At 72.5% G+C, this 1002-nt stretch carries 2 protein-coding genes; both read right to left on the minus strand.

Going from position 1 to position 1002, the window contains the following annotated elements; genetic code table 11:
- Positions 1–2: 2 nt before the first annotated feature.
- Positions 3–161, minus strand: a complete 159-nt coding sequence (locus F3J18_RS37560) for a hypothetical protein (protein ID WP_166917214.1) — start codon at positions 159–161, stop codon at positions 3–5.
- A 10-nt stretch (positions 162–171) separates the two neighbouring features.
- Positions 172–894 (minus strand): PP2C family serine/threonine-protein phosphatase, encoded by a 723-nt coding sequence (locus F3J18_RS37565; RefSeq protein ID WP_025098255.1) that lies wholly within the window; start codon positions 892–894, stop codon positions 172–174.
- Positions 895–1002: the final 108 nt, after the last annotated feature.

Below are 1002 nucleotides of genomic sequence, written 5' to 3' on the forward strand. Positions count from 1 at the left end.
CCCTACACTACGCTCTTCCGATCTACCGCGCGCGCGGGGCCGCCGCGCGGCGCGGCCAAGGGCAGCGCCGGCTTGCCGCGGCGCATGGCGCGTTCGACGAAATCGACCAGCCGCTGCCATTGCAGGCGGCCGGCGTTCAGGAGGGCGTGAGGATCGTTCATCGGGAATCTTTCACGGAGCTTCGAGCCGCACGATCACGGCGGAGATGTTGTCGCGCGCGCGGCGCGACATCGACAGTTCGAACAGGCGATCGACGCGCTGCCGGGGCGTGGCCGGCTCGCCGAACAGCACGGCGAGCTCCTCGTCGCCGAGTTCCTTGTTGACCCCGTCCGAGCAGAGCAGGAATTCGGTACCGGCCCGGCTGCCGGCCACGGCCCAGTCGAGGAACAGCACGTCCTCCACGCCGACCGCGCGCGTCAGCACGCCGGCGCCGGCCGAGGGCGGCGCCGGCAGGCCGCGTACATGGGTGATGTCGACCGGCTGGCCATGCACGTGGTCGCGCGTGAGCTGGGCGAAGCCGCCTTGCTCGCCGACGTAGACGCGGCTGTCGCCGACCCAGCCGCACAGCACGAAGGCCGGATCGTGGATCAGCAGCGCGACGGTCGAGCCGATCACGTCGACCTGCCGCGCGAGCGCCTCGGCGCGCAGCTCGAGATTGACCTGCTGCAGCGCCTCCTCGACCGCGATCGCGAATTCATGAACATCGCCGTCGCGGGTCAGCGCGCCGAGCCGCTCGACGATCAGCGCGCTGGCGTAGTCGCCCGCCGCGTGGCCGCCCAGGCCGTCGGCCACCACCCACAGGCCGAGGTCGTCGCGCACCAGGATCGCGTCCTCGTTGCGGCGGCGCACCTTGCCGGTCTCGGTATGGCCGGCGGAAACATAGGAATGGGTCATGCCTGCACCTCCACTACCGCGAGCGGCCAGCCGGCCGAGGCACTGGCGAGGCCGGCGTGCGCGGCCAGCGCCTCGCGCGCCGCCTCGCAGCCCGGCAGCGCCAGCGCG

It is taken from the genome of Burkholderia sp. Ax-1720 (genome assembly GCF_011753035.1).
GTDB classification, from domain to species: domain Bacteria; phylum Pseudomonadota; class Gammaproteobacteria; order Burkholderiales; family Burkholderiaceae; genus Burkholderia; species Burkholderia gladioli.

Coding starts and splice junctions, on each gene's coding strand:
- F3J18_RS37565 (WP_025098255.1), bottom strand. CDS start 894: ATGACCCATTCCTATGTTTCCGCCGGCCATACCGAGACCGGCAAGGTG.
- F3J18_RS37560 (WP_166917214.1), bottom strand. CDS start 161: ATGAACGATCCTCACGCCCTCCTGAACGCCGGCCGCCTGCAATGGCAG.